Origin of the sequence: Pseudoalteromonas sp. MQS005, from assembly GCF_001661605.1 — a bacterium.
In the GTDB taxonomy this organism is placed as follows: domain Bacteria; phylum Pseudomonadota; class Gammaproteobacteria; order Enterobacterales; family Alteromonadaceae; genus Pseudoalteromonas; species Pseudoalteromonas tetraodonis.
Window position 1 is genome coordinate 46,814 of sequence record NZ_LYRQ01000015.1, and the last position, 21,552, is coordinate 68,365.

The 21,552-nt window shown below is 40.5% G+C and carries 16 protein-coding genes; 6 read left to right on the forward strand and 10 right to left on the reverse strand.

Translation table 11 applies throughout. The features are described from left to right. Nucleotides 1-4: 4 nt before the first annotated feature. Together A9479_RS07425 and A9479_RS07430 are read left to right on the forward strand one after the other, a co-directional pair. On the forward strand, nucleotides 5-382 hold the full coding sequence (locus A9479_RS07425; protein WP_016899671.1) for a DP-EP family protein: 378 nt from the start codon (nucleotides 5-7) through the stop codon (nucleotides 380-382). Nucleotides 383-563: 181 nt separating this feature from the next. Further along, nucleotides 564-1,559, forward strand: a complete 996-nt coding sequence (locus tag A9479_RS07430; protein WP_064663064.1) for a GGDEF domain-containing protein — start codon at nucleotides 564-566, stop codon at nucleotides 1,557-1,559. 90 nt (nucleotides 1,560-1,649) lie between these two features. On the opposite strand, the gene A9479_RS07435 is transcribed toward A9479_RS07430, so the two are convergent. Continuing rightward, nucleotides 1,650-3,002: a magnesium transporter gene (locus A9479_RS07435; protein ID WP_016899669.1), complete on the reverse strand. Its 1,353-nt coding sequence runs from the start codon at nucleotides 3,000-3,002 to the stop codon at nucleotides 1,650-1,652. A 299-nt stretch (nucleotides 3,003-3,301) separates the two neighbouring features. Then, nucleotides 3,302-4,969: a methyl-accepting chemotaxis protein gene (locus A9479_RS07440; RefSeq protein WP_024602336.1), complete on the reverse strand. Its 1,668-nt coding sequence runs from the start codon at nucleotides 4,967-4,969 to the stop codon at nucleotides 3,302-3,304. A gap of 401 nt (nucleotides 4,970-5,370) precedes the next feature. Between A9479_RS07440 and purU the strand changes: the two genes are divergently transcribed. Further along, complete coding sequence (gene purU, locus A9479_RS07445) at nucleotides 5,371-6,201, forward strand: formyltetrahydrofolate deformylase (protein WP_013465657.1); 831 nt, start codon at nucleotides 5,371-5,373, stop codon at nucleotides 6,199-6,201. Between the two features lie 73 nt (nucleotides 6,202-6,274). On the opposite strand, the gene A9479_RS07450 is transcribed toward purU, so the two are convergent. The 3 genes from A9479_RS07450 to acs all read right to left on the reverse strand — a co-directional run bounded on the left by A9479_RS07450 (nucleotide 6,275) and on the right by acs (nucleotide 10,720). After that, entirely contained in the window at nucleotides 6,275-7,882 is a 1,608-nt protein-coding gene (locus tag A9479_RS07450; RefSeq protein ID WP_064663065.1) for an AbgT family transporter, read from the reverse strand. Nucleotides 7,883-8,036: 154 nt separating this feature from the next. Then, nucleotides 8,037-8,687 carry a response regulator transcription factor gene (locus tag A9479_RS07455; RefSeq protein ID WP_013465659.1) on the reverse strand — a complete coding sequence of 217 codons (651 nt, stop codon included), beginning with the start codon at nucleotides 8,685-8,687 and terminating at the stop codon, nucleotides 8,037-8,039. Nucleotides 8,688-8,779: 92 nt separating this feature from the next. Continuing rightward, the gene (acs, locus tag A9479_RS07460; RefSeq protein ID WP_028833941.1) at nucleotides 8,780-10,720 is read right to left on the reverse strand and encodes an acetate--CoA ligase; all 1,941 of its coding nucleotides are present in this window, start codon (nucleotides 10,718-10,720) and stop codon (nucleotides 8,780-8,782) included. A gap of 404 nt (nucleotides 10,721-11,124) precedes the next feature. On the opposite strand from acs, the gene A9479_RS07465 reads away from it, so the two are divergent. Continuing rightward, nucleotides 11,125-12,294, forward strand: a complete 1,170-nt coding sequence (locus tag A9479_RS07465) for a DcaP family trimeric outer membrane transporter (RefSeq protein ID WP_064663066.1) — start codon at nucleotides 11,125-11,127, stop codon at nucleotides 12,292-12,294. Nucleotides 12,295-12,495: 201 nt separating this feature from the next. Continuing rightward, nucleotides 12,496-14,616, forward strand: coding sequence for a TonB-dependent siderophore receptor (locus A9479_RS07470; protein WP_197487245.1), 2,121 nt, complete (start codon nucleotides 12,496-12,498; stop codon nucleotides 14,614-14,616). A 127-nt stretch (nucleotides 14,617-14,743) separates the two neighbouring features. Here the strand turns inward: A9479_RS07470 and recA are convergent, their stop codons facing one another. Together recA and A9479_RS07480 are read right to left on the reverse strand one after the other, a co-directional pair. Further along, nucleotides 14,744-15,787 (reverse strand): recombinase RecA, encoded by a 1,044-nt coding sequence (gene recA / locus A9479_RS07475; RefSeq protein ID WP_013465663.1) that lies wholly within the window; start codon nucleotides 15,785-15,787, stop codon nucleotides 14,744-14,746. A 68-nt stretch (nucleotides 15,788-15,855) separates the two neighbouring features. Next, entirely contained in the window at nucleotides 15,856-16,344 is a 489-nt protein-coding gene (locus tag A9479_RS07480) for a CinA family protein (RefSeq protein WP_024602330.1), read from the reverse strand. Between the two features lie 21 nt (nucleotides 16,345-16,365). Here A9479_RS07480 and mutS point away from each other — a divergent pair, with 21 nt between their 5' ends. Further along, nucleotides 16,366-18,951, forward strand: a complete 2,586-nt coding sequence (gene mutS, locus A9479_RS07485; protein ID WP_064663068.1) for a DNA mismatch repair protein MutS — start codon at nucleotides 16,366-16,368, stop codon at nucleotides 18,949-18,951. A gap of 61 nt (nucleotides 18,952-19,012) precedes the next feature. On the opposite strand, the gene rpoS is transcribed toward mutS, so the two are convergent. The 3 genes from rpoS to A9479_RS07500 form a co-directional block, all read right to left on the reverse strand. After that, nucleotides 19,013-19,984 (reverse strand): RNA polymerase sigma factor RpoS, encoded by a 972-nt coding sequence (gene rpoS / locus A9479_RS07490; RefSeq protein ID WP_064663077.1) that lies wholly within the window; start codon nucleotides 19,982-19,984, stop codon nucleotides 19,013-19,015. 117 nt (nucleotides 19,985-20,101) lie between these two features. Beyond that, complete coding sequence (locus A9479_RS07495; protein ID WP_064663069.1) at nucleotides 20,102-20,926, reverse strand: peptidoglycan DD-metalloendopeptidase family protein; 825 nt, start codon at nucleotides 20,924-20,926, stop codon at nucleotides 20,102-20,104. A gap of 41 nt (nucleotides 20,927-20,967) precedes the next feature. Beyond that, nucleotides 20,968-21,546: a YqaA family protein gene (locus tag A9479_RS07500; RefSeq protein ID WP_016899662.1), complete on the reverse strand. Its 579-nt coding sequence runs from the start codon at nucleotides 21,544-21,546 to the stop codon at nucleotides 20,968-20,970. Between the last annotated feature and the right edge of the window lie 6 nt (nucleotides 21,547-21,552).

A 21,552-nucleotide genomic window follows, 5' to 3' on the forward strand; every position in this document is an offset into this window, starting at 1 on the left:
TAATATGGATAGCTCTCAAGAACAAATTAACTTTACTGTAAATATTGAATTAGACAGTAACGACAACGCCAATTTTACATACTTTAAAGATAACAAAGAAGTCTCTGGCGGTGGCGTTGTCAGAACTGAAACCGCAGGTATTTATAGCTTAAATGAAGCAACACTTGCTAAAGGTTTTTTATTCACCGGAGCCACTATCACTGATAAAGAAGGCGACTGTGCTGGTGATTTTAAATCAGAAATCAATGATGATGGCCAATCAATCACCATCACAGACACAGATGAAAATAATGGCACTGTGTGTTTAATATTTAATGTTGAGTGCAATGGTAAAGCCTATGAAAGCGCCGACCCACAAATTGAAAATAAAGACAAAAATTAATCAACAACGCTTAATATTTAATTTTTGTTTTCCAAATTGCACAGGCCTTTAACGCCTGTGCATAATAAAAAATACTATTAATCAAAAACTTAAAAGCAGAAGATTACCGAAAGGTTTAATTGCACTTTTTTATGTAAATTTGTAGACATCAAAAACGTCTGTATCATGCTAAGGCTAAAACGTGTCTAAACAAATTAATAAAAAAGAGACTCCTGCGGTTAAAAACGATAAAGCACTCCCCTTCGATTGCGCTTTATCGAGTCCTTTTTCTCATACCCAATTTGGCGCTTTAATTGAATTATTTAACGGCACCGCTGAAGGCATTTTTGTACTTAATGAGCACGGTGGTTTTGAGTTTGCAAATCCAAAAGCAGCGCAGCTATTAGGTTACTCTCAGCAATCTCTAATAGGCGAAAATTTACTGTCGTTTTTACACGGTGCCGATCTTGATAAATATAAACAGACCTTATTAAATTGGGTAGACATTAAAGATACTACCCTTAGCTTTGGTCCAAATGAAATAAAAATAAATAAAGCGAATGGTGATGTTATTGAAGCAGACTTATCAATATCAAGCATGCCAAAAAGTATTGCATCGGCGCAAAAATTATACGTTTGCATACTTCATGATCTCAGTACGCATAAAGCAATGTATAACCGTTTAAAAATACAGGCCTCAACCGATCACTTAACTGGGCTCGCTAATCGTTTAGCTTTAGATGAGTCACTAAAAAAATACTGGCAAGAAAGTATTCAAAGCCAACAACCTCTAACCAGCATATTGATTGATGTTGACCACTTTAAAAAATTCAACGACACCTATGGGCATATTAAAGGTGATAAATGCTTACAAAAAATTGCAAAAATGCTTTTGCATTGTATTCCGTCAAGAGAGTGTTTGGCTGCGAGATATGGCGGTGAGGAGTTTGCTATTATTTTACCGCGTTGCGATATAAAAAGTGCAACGATTGTTGCCAAGCATGTACAACAACAAATTAATACGATGACATTTACAGATATAGGCCTACCACCAGAAGTTAAAGTTAGTGTAAGCCAAGGAATTGCCAGTGAAAATAATAACCAGTACCGCACCTACGAGGCGCTGTTATATGCCGCAGACACGGCTTTATACCGAGCAAAAACAGAAGGTAGAAATAAAATAAGTACAATTGTTTAAAGTTTAAATTAAAGGCCTTTTCATGACGCTATATCTATATTAAACGCCACTTCATGGAGGTGGCGTTTAGTTAAATAACGGCCAATTAAATTAAAGTAACAACAAACTACCTAACCCTAAAAAGGTCACAAAGCCGACAATATCAGTGACTGTGGTTAAAATCACTGAACCCGACAACGCAGGGTCAATTTTCATTTTATCTAAAATAGAGGGGATCACTACGCCCGCCAACGATGCTGCCACTAAGTTAAGTAATATTGCCACAGTAATGGTTATACTGAGCATAATATCGTTAAACCATACAAAGGTTAGCAAACCAATCACTAATGCCCACACCAAGCCATTTACCGCCCCTACTCGCAACTCTTTTTTAAGTAATGCGTTTCGGTTTGAGTCGGTAACCTGACCCAGAGCCAGTCCTCGTACAATAACCGTTAAGGTTTGGCTACCGGCAATACCGCCCATTGACGCCACTACAGGCATTAATACCGCAAGTGCAACCACTTGCTCTATGGTTGCGCCAAACAAACCGATAAACCACGAGGCTAAAAATGCTGTTGCTAAGTTTATACCTAACCAAATACCACGGTTTTTAGCACTTTTACGAACACTGGCAAATAAGTCTTCGTCTTCTCGTAAACCACCGGCCTTTGCTGCCGCTTCGTCGGCTATTTCTTGACGTAATTCATAAGCTGATGCAATGGTTAAACGCCCTATTAATTTGTTATCGGCATTAACCACGGGCATGGCCATTTTCTCGCTATGAATAACCACTTCAGCGGCTTCATATAAATCATGGTCTGCGTGCAATGAGGTAAAGTCATGATTAGCTAACGTCATTAAACTCTCGTTATCATGCGCTTTTATCAGATCATTAACCGCAACTTCACCGATTAAGCTACCTTTACGGCTCACCAAATAAATAACTTCGCTGTATTGCGGTAAGCCTTTGTGTAGCAGCTTTTTAGCGCCACCCGCAGTGAGTTTGTCTGACACCTTTAAAAAATCAAACCCAATCCAGTGACCTAATTGCTCTGGCGTATATTGCTGAGCCAGTTCGTATTGCTTAGTTTGTGCTTCATCGAGTTGTTTTTTAGCGTAATCAATAAAACGTTGTGGAATAACTTCTTCTAACTCAAGTAGCTCTTCAACATTTACTTCGTCTAATAATTTAAATCCGGCACTGTCGTCTAGTGTTTGTAGTAACCATAAACAGCTATCTTCACTTAAATTAACAAAAATTTCGTGCTGCGTGTCTTCATCTAATAAATGCCAAATTTCAAGACGCTGCTCTTTAGGGATCGCCTCAAACAATAAAGATAAGTGCTCAGTTGATAAAGTTTGCTGAGCATCTATAAGTAATTTATTTTTGCGCTCAGTGGTATCACACTGCAATAAGTCGTTTATGAGTTGTGGTAACTGATCAACCGGATACTCTATCATTTAAAAACCCTAAAATAGTCGTTTCACTATAAATTTACTGTAATAAGTAAGTACTTATTAATGAGATTAGCTAGGGTCTGTTTATCTTTCGAGGTTGAACACGTTTCAATCCAAAAAGGTCAACAGACCCTTATAGTGTACATTAGTCGCTAATAAAAATATTAAAAAATCGCTGTGCTGTTAAATATTTATGGTTGTAGCAGGCAATAAACTATCGCGCTTTAGCTAAAAATAAAGCAAAAAAAAGCCGTAACTAAATAAGTCACGGCTTCCAAAAGCAATTAATAGCTAAGTGTTATTTATATTTTAAACTGACCGACTAAATCACCTAAGTTTTGACCTCGTCCCGCTAAGTGCTGACTTACCGAAGAGGTCGTTTTACTCGATTGCGTTAATTCATTCACAATTTCTTGAATTGCATACACGTTACGGTTTATCTCTTCTGTAACGCTACTTTGCTCAGTAGCTGCGGTGGCAATTTGTGTACTCATATCGTTAATTGTTGTTACCGATGTAGTAACCGCACCTAGACTTTCAGATATAGCGCGTGAAGACTCTACAGAGCGGTTACAGCTTTGTTGACTCGCTTGCATGGCTCCTACAGCCGCAGTGACTAAGTTATGTAATTCGCTAAGCATTTCATTAATTTCTAATGTGCTATCTTGAGTGCGGCTTGCTAAGCTTCTTACTTCATCAGCTACAACGGCAAAACCACGACCTTGCTCACCCGCTCGTGCAGCCTCAATAGCGGCGTTTAATGCCAATAAGTTCGTTTGCTCAGCAATACCCCCAATGACACTCAACACGCTATTAATCTTTTTAGACTGTTCACTTAACGAGTTTACTTGCTCAGCGGCTTGGTTAATTTCACCCATTAAATTTGAAACTTCACTGAGTGAAACATCCACACAATCTTGCGCATTGGCCACTTCTTTTGTTGCTGCCTGCGTTGATACCGCAACTTGTGTGGTATTTTGTGCAACTTCATGCGAGGTTGCTGACATTTCAGTAATAGCGGTGACTACTAGTTCAGTTTCATGGTTATGTTTCAATAATTTATCTTCAATTAATAAGGTTTGCGTATTGATATCTGATGAGGCCGTTTTAACATCGCTCGTCACATCGACCACACCGGAAATAATACTATGCAGCTTACTAACAAACAGATTAAACGATTCACCTAGTTGACCAATTTCATCATGGGTGTCAATCACTAATCTTCTGGTTAAATCACCTTCACCTTTGGCTATGTCATCTAAACTTTGTACCATTCGATGTATTGGTTTAACCATATTACTCGCTGCATATAAGGCACCCACGGCTGCTAAACCAAGTAGCAGAAGTGATATTAAAAATAAGGTGGTCATTTTTTCAGTTAAATGCTCAGCCATGGTTGCTTGGTATTTAACTAGTTCAGCCTCAATGTCATCCATATAAGTACCCGTACCAATCATCCAGTTAGTACCTGGGATCATGGCTGCATACCCTATTTTTTCAATCAAACCCGTCGTGTTGGGTTTTTGAAAGTGATAGGTAAAAGACCCCCCCCCTTTACGAGCTTGCTCTAGTAAACCAACCACTATTTTTTTACCGTTTGGGTCGGTCATGTCTATTTTATTTTGCCCTTCAATTGCATCGCCTAACAATGCATGAAAAACACTCACGCCATCGGTATCGTAAATAAAATAATAGCCATCTTCGCCAAATTTTAAATCCCTTAGCGCATTTTTTGCGTCTTGTTCATTACCTTGTGCTAATTGGTATTGCACTATTTGAGAACCAATTTCAATTTCTGTTTTTAGCAGCGTTTGTTTATCTGCTATTAGTTTGGTTTTGAATTCATTAAAGTATTGCTGCTGATTTTGCTTCTCTAAATAATATGAGCCCGCCATAAAACTGATTAGCAATACAATTAATGGTAAAACAGCCAACAGTAGCAATTTGTTTTTTAAGCTTAAATTACCCATTATTTCTCCAATTAACATTACAAGCCATCAAGCTCTTTTTATTTTGTAGCCCGTTAGCTAAAAAATTTCATTGTTTGCATTACTATACAACGCATACCTGTATACAAATTAAGCACAAACGAGATCGTTTAGCAATTTAATACACTCTTGCAATAGTAAAACACACTAAAAAACACTTTATAACTAGACGATAGTATATAAGCAGTAATAAAGAACCAAAACCAATTTAGCCTTTCAAATAGCCAGTACACAGCTTGTTAAACTTCCTTAAAGCTAAATTAACCTGACTAACGCTATTTTAGCTTTAATGAAATTAAATATTGGGCATCACACAAAGGTCTTGCTTTCTGAGTTAAAACGCAAATAATGAAGCAACTAACTACTGGGTAAGAATGAGGATAATGAGTTACATACTAACCACCCAATGCGCCGATGATATTGGCTTAATCGCCAAAATTACCGGACTGTGTCACCGACATAACTTAAACATTATTCGTAATAACGAGTTTGTAGATAAAGATGCACAGCGCTTTTTTATGCGCACTGAACTCACTGGCGAACCCCACACTGAGTTTTTAGCACAGCTGCGCGAAGTATTACCCGCAGGTGCAAAAGTGGCGCTACACGGTGAAGAAAAAACCAAAGTTGTTTTATTAGCCACAAAAGAAGCCCACTGTTTAGGCGGCATGTTGTTAAAACAATTTGAACAAACCCTAAACATAGAGATACTTGCCGTGATTGCCAATTATCCTACATTAGAGCCTTTGGTTAAGGGATTTGATATTCCTTTTCATGTGGTTTCTCATGAAGGACTTACGCGCAGTGAGCACGACGAAAAAGTCGGTGACTTAATTGCCAGCTATAACCCTGACATTATTGGGTTAGCTAAATACATGCGTATTTTAAGCCCTGAGTTTGTTGGTCGATTTGAGGGTAAAATCATCAATATTCATCACTCATTTTTACCGGCTTTTATTGGTGCTAAACCGTATCATCAGGCGTTTGAGCGCGGTGTAAAAATTATTGGTGCCACGGCTCACTTTGTAAATAATGAGCTAGATGAAGGCCCTATTATTTTACAAGACGTATCGAGTGTAACCCATGCTAATACGGCTGAAATGATGGCTAAAATGGGTAAAGACGTGGAAAAAACAGTGTTTTGTAAAGCATTGCAACTAGCATCAGAACATAAGCTATTTATTAATGGCAATAAAACCGTCGTATTTTCATAATTTTTACTTTTTAAATAAAAATGCCAGCTAATAAGCTGGCATTTTTTATAAGTAAATATTAAACCTTACTTAGTTAGGGTGTGTAATACGTTGGTGCCCCAGGGCCTACTGGCATACCTAAAACAAATACCCATAAGTAAAACAGCACCACCCAACCAACAAAGAAAATAATACTATATGGCAACATAGTCGCTACCAAAGTACCTATTCCCATGTCTTTTTTGTATTTAGTGGCAACCGCGAGGATCAAGCCAAAGTAACTCATCATGGGGGTAATTAAGTTAGTTACCGAATCACCAATACGATAAGCTGCTTGAATTGTCTCGGGGGCATAACCTATAAGCATCAGCATAGGAACAAAAATAGGGGCTGTTACTGCCCACTGCGCTGACGATGAGCCTAGCGTTAAGTTCACTAAAGCACACATTAAAATAAACAACACAAATACTTCCGGCCCCGTTAGGCTAAGTGCCTGTAATAATGCAGCGCCATTAATGGCTAAAATAGTACCTAAGTTAGTCCACTTAAAAAATGCCACAAACTGCGCAGCAAAAAATACTAATACAATGTACATTCCCATAGAGCTCATACTTTTGCTCATGGCGTTAATCACGTCTTTATCATTTTTCATGGTGCCAACAACGCGGCCATACACAAAACCTGGAATACCAAAGGTGACAAAAATAAAAACCACAATCCCTTTTAAAAACGGCGAGTGAGCAACTAGGCCTGTTTCTGGGTTACGTAAAATACCGTCTGCGGGTACAACCGTCCACGCGAGTAGTAATGAAACAACAAGTAATGAGAATCCAGCCCATTTTAAGCCCGACTTTTCTTTATCAGTTAAACCGGCAATGTTGTTTTGAGCTAAATCTTCACTGGCTTCGTCTGGGTTATATTTGCCTAATCGCGGCTCTACAATTTTCTCAGTAACTAGCGTGCCTAATATGGCAATTAAAAATACCGATATCATCATGAAATACCAGTTTGCTTCTGCGCCTACTTGGTAAGTTGGGTCAATCATTTGTGCAGCTGGCGTGGTAATACCGGCTAGTAACGGATCAATAGTACCCAATAATAAATTAGCACTGTAACCACCAGATACCCCAGCAAATGCCGCAGCAAGACCGGCAAGCGGATGACGACCTAAGCTATGAAATATCATTGCCGCTAGCGGAATCAATACCACATAGCCAAGCTCAGAAGCTGTATTGGATAATATAGCGGCAAACACCACCATAAAGGTCACTAAGCGTTTTGATGCCCCCATTACCATGCCACGCATAGCGGCAGACAATAGCCCTGAATGCTCTGCTACACTCACACCTAATAGCGCAACTAATACAGTCCCTAATGGCGCAAAGCTAGTAAAGTTGGTCACCAGCCCAGTTACAATACGTTGTAAGCCTTCTGCACTGAGTAAGCTTACTACTTCAATAACACCATCTGGATCGCGCCCAACAGAGCCCTCAGGCCGTGGATCGATAGCACTGAGTCCAAACCAATCGGCAGCACCACTAAATAAAATAATGGCAATACAAAACAATGCAAATAACGTAATTGGGTGGGGAAGCATGTTCCCTAAAAATTCTACAGTGGCTAAAAATCGATTAAACCAGCCGTTCTTTGCGACCTGATTTTCATCTTGGGATGTGTTTGGTGAGTCTATTGAGTCTGACATACCATGCTCTCTTAATTACAAAATGCCCGTAACCTAGCATTATTTACCCAGCAGGTCATGTAATAAAGATGAATGACTTGTTATGTCATAGTAACTGAATGGTTTCGCGTGCTTGAGTTGCAAAAAAGAGGCTCTCGCCTCTAATTTAACCTGTTTAAACTTGCTCTATGGGTTCTAGTTGTAATTTTGCGGCAATTAAAACAGCTTGAGTTCGGTTATAAACACCGAGTTTTCTAAATATGGCAGTTATGTGTGCTTTGACGGTGGCTTCTGAAATATGCAGTTCGTAAGCTATTTGTTTATTAAGTAAGCCTTCGTGCAAATATTGCAATACACGGTATTGCTGCGGAGTAAGTGATGCAACTTGTGCGGCAATTTCCCTATCTTCGCCTTCTATTTCAGCTACCTTACTTTTTAGTTCAGTTGGCAGCCAAGTGTCGCCTTCAAGTATTTGGTTTATTGCATTAGCAATATCATCCGATGAAGATGATTTGGGAATAAACCCCATAGCGCCATAACCCATTACCTTAGAAACAATATTTACATCTTCACTACCCGAAACCACCGCAATCGGTAAGCTCGGATAATCTTCACGAATACGGATTAATCCGTATAAGTCACCGTTACCTGGCATGTGTAAATCTAGTAGTAATATATCAAGATCTTCTTGTTCGCTTAACACTTTCAATGTGCTATCAAAATCGGCCGACTCAAAAACCTCTAAACCTGCAAATTTTGCGCTCAAAGCGCCCTTTAATGCTTCGCGAAATAACGGATGATCGTCCGCTATTAAAAACTGACTCATTGTTCACTCCCAAAAATTCGGCTGCTATCCGATAGACAACAGCCGATATACTACGTTTAGAATCAACTTCTAATCAAGCTTTTAACGCGAAATTAACGATTTAATCGATTTTCTACTAGCTCATCAACGACTGACGGATCGGCGAGTGTCGACGTATCACCAAGCTGTTGATACTCATTTGCAGCAATTTTACGTAAAATACGACGCATAATTTTGCCTGAGCGAGTTTTTGGTAACCCTGGCGACCATTGGATCATATCGGGTGATGCAATAGGGCTCAGCTCTTTACGTACCCAATTACGGATCTCTTTTGTTAGCTCATCACTCACCGTTACACCCTCGTTAGGTGTAATGTAAACATATATGCCTTGGCCTTTAATATCGTGCGGGTAACCGACAACTGCAGCTTCAGCCACAGCTTCATGAGCAACTAAAGCACTTTCAATTTCAGCAGTACCTAAACGGTGCCCAGATACATTAAGCACATCATCCACACGCCCTGTGATCCAGTAATCTCCGTCTTCATCACGACGACAACCGTCACCGGTGAAGTAAACACCCGGGTAAGCACTAAAATAAGTTTGCTCAAAGCGCTCGTGATCGCCATACACAGTTCGTGCTTGCGAAGGCCAGCTATCTAAAATAACTAGGTTTCCTTCAACAGCGCCCTCTAATGTATTACCCTCAGCATCAAATAACGCCGGTGCAATACCAAAAAATGGACGAGTTGCAGAGCCTGGTTTCATATCAGTTGCACCTGGAAGTGGCGCAATCATAATGCCGCCAGTTTCAGTTTGCCACCAGGTATCAACGATTGGGCAGTTAGATTTACCAATTTTTTCGTAGTACCACGTCCACGCTTCGGGGTTAATTGGCTCACCTACTGAACCTAAAATACGCAGGCTATCTCGGTTTGAACTGGCAATTGGCTCATCACCTTTGGCCATAAGCGCTCGAATAGCAGTAGGTGCGGTGTATAAAATAGTAACGTTATGTTTATCAACAACTTCACCCATACGCCCTGCTGTTGGGTAAGTTGGCACACCTTCGAATACGACTTGCGTACACCCATTAACAAGCGGGCCATAAGCAATATAACTGTGACCTGTGATCCAGCCCACATCGGCACTACACCAAAAAATATCATCTTCTTGTAAGTCAAAAACATATTCATGAGTCATTGATGAATACACTAAATAACCACCAGTGGTATGTACCACACCTTTAGGCTGCCCCGTAGAACCTGAGGTATATAAAATAAACAATGGGTCTTCAGCGTTCATGCGCTCAGGCTCACACTCGGGTGCTTCATCAGCAACTAAGTCATGCCACCAAATATCATGGCTATGCCAATCAACATCGCCAGAGGTCAGTTTATGAACAACTACATGCTCAACGGTAGTTACCGAATCTTGTAACACCGCTTCATCAACATTGGCTTTAAGCGGTACACAGTTACCGGCGCGTCGACCTTCATCTGATGTGATCACCACCTTAGCGCCTGAATCATTAATGCGATCTGCAATAGCCGATGGTGAAAAGCCACCGAATATAACAGAATGAATCGCACCTATACGGGCACAAGCTTGCATTGCATAAATAGCTTGTGGGCTCATTGGCATATAAATGGCAACACGGTCACCTTTTTTTACACCCAATTTTTTTAAGCCATTGGCAAATTTAGCGACTTCATCATGTAGTTGTTGATAGGTAATATTTTCACTTTGCGAAGGATCATCGCCTTCCCAAATAAGCGCTACTTTATCTGCTTTTGTTTTTAAGTGGCGGTCGATACAGTTGTAAGATGCATTAAGGTAGCCATCTTCATACCATTTGATATTAATATGGCCTTTATCAAATGAAGTGTTTTTTACTTTTGAATAAGGAGTAAACCAGTCAAGACGCTTACCGTGCTCAGCCCAAAACCCTTCAGGGTCTTCTACAGACTGTTTATACATCGTATTATATTTTTCATTATCGACGAGCGCTGCGTTTTTAATATGCGCAGGAACTGGGTAGATACTTTGTGACATATTAGTCTCCAATTTATATTACTTGCCTTAGGCTTTTCATCAAGGATTACTCAGCGGTGCACTATTAAATATTAGACATTAGTTGTATCTAGGTTCAAACAGCTATTATCTTATCTATAATCCCCTTAGTTACACTTGATATGCATAAAAATACACATTATTAAAGCAAAGAATATGAACAACTCATATTTATTAAACCTTAGTCTAATAGACTAATAGTTGATTGAGTAAATTGTGTACATATACAACAGTAGCTTAAATATTTAAAAGTATTGACTGTTTATTAACAATCCTTATTTACTTACAAATTAAATTAAAACTATGTAAATTCAATTTGTTAGTACTATATAAGTAACACACGTTAGAAAAAACATACAACAAGTAGCCTATAAAAGGACGCAACAATGAAACTTACTCCAATTAAAACACTGGCAGCTACAGCTGTACTTTGTGCACTTTCTAGCACAGCTTATGCCGCAACAGCTGCAAAAATAGGTGATACCGAATTCACCTACGGTGGATACATTAAACTCGACGCAATGTGGAGTGACTACTCAGCAGGTGCGCCTGCAGGCACCAGTGTTGGCCGTGACTTTTATGTACCAAGTACATTAACCGTTGGCAGCGATAATAACTTAGACGCTGTATTTGATATGCACGCACGTGAATCTCGCTTTAACTTTGGTACGTCTACACTTTTAGATAATGGCAAAACGGTTAAAACTAAAATTGAGTTAGACTTTTTAGCGTCTGCTCCTGGCGGCAACGAGCGTGTGTCCAATTCATATTCTCCGCGTATTCGCCATGCCTTTATTTCTTATGATGGCTGGTTATTTGGTCAAACATGGTCAAACTTTCAAAACGTCGGTGCATTACCAGAAGCGCTTGATTTTGTTGGCCCAGCTGAAGGCACCGTCTTTGTTCGTCAATCTCAAATTAAATACACTACGGGCGCATGGTCTTTCTCTTTAGAAAACCCAGAAAGCACAATTACAACACCTGGTGGTGGCATGGCAGTGACAGATGATGCCTCATTACCTGATTTTACTGCACGCTATACGCATAATGCTGACTGGGGTAACTTTGTAGTTGCTGCACTCGCTCGTCAATTAACTTATAAAGTAGGCGGTGTTGATGCCGATGAAACTTCTTTTGGTGTCAGTGCATCAGGTATGGTTAAACTAGGTGAAGACAACCTTAAATTTATGCTTACTCAAGGTAAAGGGTTAGGTCGTTATGTTGGTCTAAACGTAGCACGTGGTGCGGTACTCAACGGTGATGATTTAGATGCCATTGATTCAACATCAGGTTTTATTGCTTATCAACATAAGTGGAACAGCCAATGGCGCTCTACATTCCTATATTCGTTTTTCTCAGCAGATAACAATACAGACTTACTTTCATTCTCAGGTGATCCGACAGAATCAAGCCAAAGCTACAGCGCAAATATTCTGTACTCACCGGTTAAACGCTTAACCTTTGGTGCTGAATTAAAACATGCAGAACGTGAGCTTGAAAGTGGCGTAGATGGCGATATGGATCGCTTACAGTTCTCTGTTAAATATGCATTTTAATTTCTTTACTGATTAAAGTACTGATTTACTTCCTAAGCGGCTTCGGCCGCTTTTTTTGGTTTTTAACTAGCGCTCAGGTTAACTACAACCCACGCTTTATTTAAAAAATATCAAAGATGTGTAAAATACTGACTTAACGCAATTGCAAATCACTCTCATTTAGATTAAATTACACCCACATTTTATCTTATGGGAAACAAGATGCTGTACAAACATAAAAACTCTGCATTTAAACTGAGTCTACTTACTTCACTGGTTTTATCTGGGCATGCTATTGCTAACGACACGCAAGACGACCTACCTCTAGAAAAAATTGCCGTTTATGGGCAACATCATAAAAATTACATTACCGAAGAAGCACAGTCAGCGACTAAGCTAGGTTTAACAATTAAAGAAACTCCACAGTCAATTTCTGTTGTCTCACGTGCGTTGATGGATGACTTTTCACTTGATGATATTAATGCGGTATTAGAAAGCACCCCAGGCGTAACAGTGGAACAAATAGAAACCGATCGTACTTACTTTAAAGCCCGTGGTTTTGAAATAACTAACTTTTTAATTGATGGTTTAGGCACGCCGCAAAGTTCAGGTTCAATTCAAGGTACACTTGATACGGCAATTTACGATCGCGTTGAAATAGTGCGTGGTGCCAACGGCATGATGACCGGTGCAGGTAACCCATCGGCTACTGTTAATATGGTGCTAAAAAAACCAACCTACACAACGCAAGCTCATGCATCCGCTTCTTATGGTTCGTGGAATAATAAACGTGTAGATATTGATGTTTCCACACCGATTAACGATGAACACGCTGTTCGTGCTGTATTTACTAAGCAAGATAAAGAGTCATACCTAGACCGTTACGAAACCGATAAAACCGTTGCCTACCTTGCCTATGAGGGTAAGCTGACTGACGATACACTACTGAGCATTAACTACGTAAACGAACAAAAAGATGCCGACAGTCCTTTATGGGGCGCGTTACCACTTTATTACACTGATGGCTCAGCAACTAACTATGATGACTCAACTAGCACAGCTGCAGATTGGTCGTATTGGGATAATAGCGCTGAACGTGTTTATGTAACACTTGAGCAAAACTTATCAGCGACTTGGGTCGCTAAAGCGCGTTATGCCCACATAAAAAATGAACAAAATTCAGAGTTGTTTTATGTGTATGGCACACCAGATAAAGAAACTGGTTTAGGTTTAACGGGCTATGCGAGTCGTTATGATTACAAAGACACACAAGATTTGTATGATTTATATGCCAGCGGTAAGTTTGAGCTATTTTCGCTAGAGCACGACTTATCATTCGGCATCAGCCAAGCAAACATGGACTTTAATGACCAATCGCTTTATGACTACACTACAGGTAATGGTTTTCCAGGTATGCCTGATTTGGCAAGTTGGGATGGTGTTATTCCAGAAGCGACATTGGTTGATAGACCTAATGGCAGTGATGTACAAAACACACAAAGGTCGGCTTATATTTCAACCCGCATCAAATTAGCTGAACCATTGAGCATTTTAGCTGGAGTACGCTATACCGATTGGGAAACTAAAGGTATTGCTTATGATGTAGTACAAACCCGTGATGACTCAGAATTAATTCCTTATATTGGTACAGTGTACGATTTTACCGAGTCGTTATCTGCGTATGCTAGCTATACCGAAACGTTTGTACCACAAAAAGAGTTAGACATTAACGCTGAACAACTGGCTCCTGTAATTGGCAAAAGTACTGAGGTTGGCCTAAAAGCACAGCTTTTAGGTGAGCAAGTATTTGTTACACTCGCCTACTTTGATGCCAAGCAAGATGGACTTGCTGTTGCACTTCCAAACTCTCTTCCTAGCGATACGCGTTATTATGCTGCAGATGGTATCAATAGCGATGGATTCGAAATTGAGCTAAGCGGTCGCTTAACTGACGATTTAAGTGCCAGTATCAGCTTTAGTAATTTAAGTATTGATGGTGACGAACTTGTTAAAGACTACACCCCAGAAAACCAATTAAAAATGGCTGCCACTTATCAGGTGCCATTTATTGATGGTTTAACCTTAGGTGCTAATTACCGCTGGCAAGACTCTATTAGCCGCGTGCAAGTAAAAGATCCAGCAGGCAACGCATTGGTTACTACAAAACAAGGTGCTTATGGCTTACTAGATTTAATGGCCACCTACGAAATCACTCAAAACGTCGGTGTTACCTTCAATGTTAATAACAGCACTGATGAAAAATACATAAACAGCCTCTATTGGGCTCAAGGTTACTACGGTGCACCGCGTAACTACTCACTGTCAGTTAACTGGCAGCTATAAACCTGAGTACTGGGCTCTCATGAACAGAGCTTAAGTCAATTTATAGCAAGCAATAAAAAAGCGCTAACCTAATTGGTTAGCGCTTTTTTTAAGCTCGGGTCAAATCAAGCTTTTAAAACTAATTGGCTTAAAGGTCGCCTTCGTCACCTAATACGTCTTCGCCATCTTCTGGCTCAACTGTTGCTTTTAGCAATAGCATTTCACGTAGTTTACCTTCAATTTCATCTGCAATTTCAGGGTTTTCTTTAAGGAACTTAATCGAATTAGACTTACCTTGGCCAACTTTGTTGCCATTGTAGCTATACCAAGCACCTGCTTTTTCAACAAGTTTGTGCTTAACACCTAAATCAATCAGCTCACCCTGCTTAGAAATACCTTCACCATACATAATGATAAATTCAGCTTGTTTAAACGGCGGTGCAACTTTGTTTTTAACAATTTTAACGCGCGTTTCATTACCAACAACCTCGTCGCCTTCTTTTACCGAACCAATACGACGAATATCAATACGTACAGAGGCGTAAAATTTCAGGGCGTTACCACCGGTTGTTGTTTCAGGGTTACCAAACATTACACCAATTTTCATACGGATTTGGTTAATGAAAATACATAGCGTGTTTGAGCGCTTAATGTTACCAGTCAGCTTACGTAATGCTTGTGACATTAAACGTGCTTGTAAGCCCATGTGTGAATCACCCATGTCGCCTTCAATTTCAGCTTTTGGCGTTAATGCTGCAACCGAATCGACAATAACCACATCAACCGCGCTTGAACGCACTAACATGTCACAAATTTCCAATGCTTGCTCACCCGTATCTGGTTGAGATACCAGTAACTCATCAATGTTAACGCCTAGTTTTTGTGCATAAATTGGATCAAGAGCATGCTCAGCATCAACAAAGGCACACGTTTTACCTTCTTTTTGAGCTTCAGCGATAACTTGCAATGTTAGCGTTGTTTTACCTGATGACTCTGGGCCATATACTTCAACAATACGCCCCATTGGTAAGCCGCCTATGCCTAAAGCAATATCAATACCTAGCGAGCCTGTTGATACAGCGTCAATGTTTAACGCCTTGTTATCACCCAATTTCATAATTGAGCCTTTACCAAATTGACGTTCAATTTGTGATAAAGCTGCGTCCAATGCTTTTTGTTTGTTATCGTTCATTTTACTCTCCAAATCCAGCTAATGCAGACAAGTATACTGTATGAAATCACAGTATCAAGCTAATTTTATTATTTTATCTTCTCTATTATACTTTTCAATGAAAATACAATAGCTTGCAGCCTAACTTGCGCCCTATCTCCATCAAATACTTGCTCAAACGTCCAGTGTTTACCGTTAATTTGTAGGCCAAACCACACAAGCCCTACCGGTTTGCCCTCAGTGGCACCACCGGGACCTGCAATTCCTGAAATGGCAATGCCAATATCAGCATTAGCCGCCTTACATGCACCTGCTGCCATCTCAATGACTGTTTGTTCGCTCACCGCGCCAAATTCCTCGAGGGTATCACGCTTCACATTGAGCAATTCATGCTTTGCGTTATTGCTATAAGTGACAAATGCGCGGTCAATATATGCAGAGCTTCCGGGGGTATCGGTAAGCGAATAACTCACTCCACCACCAGTACATGATTCAGCGGTAGTGATCCATAAGCGTTTATCCGTTAAAATAGCGCCTAATTGCGCAGCAAGTGTCTTAATCTCTTGATGTAATTCCATATTCAGCCTTTGGGTAAATACATGTCGTTTGATCTTTATGCACCGCACACTATAAAACAACAAACCCCTATGATGCAGCAGTATCTAAAAATAAAATCAGAGCATCGCGATATTTTATTGTTTTATCGGATGGGGGATTTTTACGAACTCTTTTTTGACGACGCAAAACGCGCCGCGCAATTGCTTGATATTTCACAAACACATCGTGGCAAAGCCGGCGGCGATCCTATTCCTATGGCGGGCGTGCCTTATCATGCAGTAGAAAACTATTTAGCCCGCTTAGTACAAATGGGCGAGTCGGTGGCTATTTGTGAGCAAGTGGGCGACCCAGCCACCAGCAAAGGTCCTGTTGAGCGCAAGGTAGTACGTATTGTCACTCCGGGTACCATTTCTGACGAAGCCTTACTGCAAGAACGCCAAGACAACCTTTTAACCAGTGTTTGGCAAAATAAAAAAGGCCAATACGGTATTGCGTATCTTGATATCAACTCAGGGCGCTTTAATGTTGTTGAAGTAAACACTGATGAAGCATTTAGCTCAACGCTACAACGCTTAGCGCCTGCTGAATTACTGTATAGCGAACACTTTGAAAACACTCACTTAATTGAACACATTAAAGGGGCAAGACGTCGCCCTGATTGGGAGTTTGACCTTGATACCGCGCAACACTTACTGTGCGAGCAGTTTGGGACCAAAGATTTAGTGGGGTTTGGCGTCGACAAAGCACATAGCGCCTTGGTTGCAGCAGGCTGTTTAATGCAGTACGTAAAAGATACCCAACGTATTGCATTACCGCACATCCGCGCAATCACTCTTGAGCATAACGAACACGCGGTTATTTTGGATGCGCCAACCCGTAAAAACCTTGAGTTAACGGTTAATTTATCCGGCGGCTTTGAAAACACCTTAGCCCAAGTGCTTGATAAAACAGCAACGGCGATGGGCTCGCGATTACTTAAACGTCGCATTCATACTCCTATTCGTAATAAAGATGAACTCAACTCACGACTTAATGCTATTACTGCCATTTTAGATGCACAATTATGTGGTGAACTGCATGACGCGCTCAAAGAGATTGGTGATATAGAACGTGTAATTGCTCGCTTGGCATTACATACCGCTCGCCCACGCGATTTAACACGGCTTCGCAGTGCGCTTCAAGCATTAGCACCGCTGCATAGCTTATTAAACGATGCAACTGATACACGTATTTCACATATAATTACGCATTCTAAAGAGCTTCCTGAGCTACAAGCATTACTTGAACGTGCTGTCATTGATAATCCGCCAGTGTTAATTCGTGATGGCGGTGTTATTGCGCCAGGGTATAACAGCGAACTCGATGAGTGGCGTAATTTAAGCCAAGGTGCCACCGATGTGCTTGAACAGCTAGAGCAGCGCGAACGTGAACGCACCGGTATTAGTACACTTAAAATTGGTTATAACCGAGTGCATGGCTTTTTTATTGAAGTGAGTCGCGCCAACTCGCACTTAGTGCCTGCAGATTACATTCGTCGTCAAACATTAAAAAATAACGAACGCTATATAATCCCAGAACTAAAAGAACACGAAGACAAAGTTCTCGGCAGCCAATCAAAAGCGCTGGCCCTTGAAAAACAATTATACGAACAGTTATTTGAATTTATAGCTCCGCATATTGAGCAGCTACAAATAATGGCCTCAGTAATTGCCGATCTAGATGTACTGAACAATTTAGCAGAGCGTGCCCAAACACTTAATTATTCCAAGCCTGAGCTTTGCGATAACGATAATATCAGCATTAAACAAGGCCGCCACCCTGTGGTAGAGCAGGTAATGAAAGACCCGTTTATTGCCAATCCTGTGGAGCTCAATAACCAGCGTAAAATGTTGATTATTACCGGCCCTAACATGGGCGGTAAATCAACCTACATGCGCCAAACTGCGCTTATTGTGCTTATGGCACATATTGGCTGTTACGTTCCTGCCGATAGCGCTAAAATTGGTAATATAGATAGAATATTTACCCGTATTGGCGCCAGTGACGACTTAGCATCTGGGCGTTCAACCTTCATGGTTGAAATGACCGAAACCGCGGCTATTTTAAATAATGCCACCGCGCAATCATTGGTGCTTATGGATGAAATAGGCCGAGGAACCAGTACTTACGATGGTTTATCACTGGCGTACGCGACGGCTGATCACCTCGCTTCAAAAATAGCGGCTAAAACCCTGTTTGCAACCCATTACTTTGAACTTACAGAGCTTGCAGAGCAAACGCCTGGGCTGGTTAATGTGCACCTAGATGCCATCGAACACAACGATACCATTGCCTTTATGCATACGGTCTTAGATGGCGCAGCGAGTAAGAGCTTTGGTTTGCAAGTAGCAGCACTGGCCGGGGTGCCTAAAGCGGTTATTGCCCAAGCTAAACAAAAGCTAAGCTTGCTTGAAAACCATCAAAGTGTCACCACAGTCACTACAGAGCAGCAGGTTTTACCGTTTGATAGTGAGCCACAAACCAGCCAGCCAAGTGAGCTGGAGCAACAAATGAGTGCAATAGACCCTGATAACCTATCACCGCGTCAGGCGCATGAACTGCTTTATAAATTAAAAGCACTGCTTTAAACGCATACAGCCCGGCTTAAAAAGCCGGGCTGTATTCATTTTTCTGTGTGTTTAGATTAGATTAAGCAAATTGTTCAAATAAGCTTTCGGTACTTAATCCTTCTTGCTGCAAAATATCTTTTAACCGACGTAACGCCTCAACCTGTATTTGGCGAACTCGCTCACGGGTTAAGCCTATTTCACGACCAACATCTTCAAGGGTTGAGGGTTCATAGCCTAGTAAACCAAACCGACGTGCAAGTACTTCGCGTTGCTTAGGATTTAATTCACCTAACCAGTCAATAATATGCGTATTCATATCGTTGTTTTGTACTTCACCTTCGGGGCCTACATTTTTTTCATCAGCTATCACATCTAATAATGCACTGTCATTCTCGCCACCAATGGGCATATCTACAGAGGCTATTTTTTCATTTAGGCGTAGCATTTTGGTGACGTCTTCGACCGGTCTATCTAAGCTTTCTGCAATTTCTTCTGCGGTAGGCTCATGATCAAGCTTTTGCGTTAGCTCACGTGCTGTACGTAAATAAACGTTAAGCTCTTTAACTACATGAATAGGCAAACGAATAGTACGCGTTTGATTCATTATCGCCCGCTCAATGGTTTGACGTATCCACCATGTAGCATAAGTAGAAAATCGAAAACCACGTTCAGGATCAAACTTTTCAACCGCTCTAATGAGTCCTAAGTTGCCTTCTTCAATTAAATCGAGTAGAGCAAGCCCACGATTGTTATACCTGCGCGCAATTTTCACAACCAAGCGTAAGTTACTTTCAATCATGCGTTTACGGGAAGCTTCACAGCCTTTAAGCGATTTTCGTGCAAAAAAAACTTCTTCTTCGGCACTTAATAGAGGGGAAAAACCAATTTCGCCTAGGTATAACTGAGTGGCGTCGAGGTTTTTAGTGACTTCTTCTTTTACAAATACGTCTTCATCTTCCACGTCATCAAGTAGTTGCGTTGGCTCTTCAACTTTTGAATCGTCAAACTTATCATCAGTGGGGATTTTCTCAGCTTTTGCTACATCAGCCATAAGACTTCTCCTGAGCAAGCTATCAATAACTTTATGATTAAGGTCTGTAGTCGTTTTATTAGCTTTTGCTGTATTAGCCATGAGCCTTCTCCAGAACTATCAATCAACACCTTTAGTTCAGGGTAGGTATTTAGCAGGGTTAACAGCTTTTCCTCGATAACGAATTTCAAAGCGAAGTGCCGTTACTGAAGACTCTGAATTACCAATTTCTGCTATTTTTTGTCCCGCCTTCACTATTTGCTTTTCTTTAACAAGTAACTTTGAGTTATGTGCATAAGCACTTAGGTAATCATCATTATGTTTCAATATAATTAAATTACCGTAACCTCTTAGTGCACTACCCGCATAGACTACCGTTCCTTGAGCAGCGGCGAATACTGCCGTCCCCTTTTTATTAGCAATCTGTAGGCCTTTATAACCATTTTCCTTGTTAGAAAAGCGTTGGATTATTTTACCTTTAGCAGGCCAAAACCAACTCAACTTTCTGTTTGTAGAACCTTGAGACTTGCTAATTTTTTGGTTAGCTTGTTTTTGAACATACCTTCGTTTTTTCGGCTTATCAAGCTCTTTCTTTAATTTTTTGTTACTTTTTTGTAAATGAGGTGACTTTTTAGCTGGGTGTTTTTCATTCGTTTTTGCTGTAACCCTTGGCTTGCTTGGTTCTAAAAGAGAAACAACCTGACCAGGAACAATAGTGTAAGGTGATGGAATTGAATTGTTTTTTGCAAGCTCTCTGAAATCTTTTCCGGCACTAAAAGCAATCGAGTAAAGTGTATCGCCTTTTTGTACTGTGTATTTTCCGCCGTTAATATTAATCCGTGAGGGATAGTCATTAATATTATTATTTAAACTGCTTACCGGAGCGGGAACATGGCGAGACGAGCATGCACAGAGCAAAACACTAATAAATAAAGCAACATAACAGCGTATTTGTTTATTCAATGCGTTTTGCCCTCTGCGATAATAACATTAATATATAGTACTTAACGTAATAAAATGTACGCAACAACAATTAAAGCAACAACAGCCCAGCCAAGCACTTCAATATATTGACGTAATTTTTGCTCCATTTTAACTCCGCCCCATTTCATTAAAGCAGATACTAAAAAGAAACGCGCCCCTCGTCCAACCGCCGATGCAACAATAAAGGGTAAAAACGCCATTTGTAATACCCCTGCACCAATAGTAAATACCTTATAAGGAATAGGCGAAAACCCGGCTAAAAATACCACCCATACGCCATAATCTTTAAACCATGTAAGTGCCGTATTAAATTTATCTTGCCATTGCATTTGTGCAATAAAAGGCTCTACAACAGGTTCAAATAACCAAAACCCTAGTAGATAACCTAGCACGCCACCAAGCACAGAAGCTACGGTAGCAAAGCTTGCAAATCGCCATGCTTTACTCGGTTGTGCCAGCGACATAGGCGCTAACATTACATCGGGTGGCACCGGAAAAAAAACCGATTCGGCAAAGCTCATCCCTGCTAAATAACGTTCTGCATGGCGATGCTTAGCCCACACTAAGGCCATATCATATAACTTGGTAAACAACTTCAAAATGAA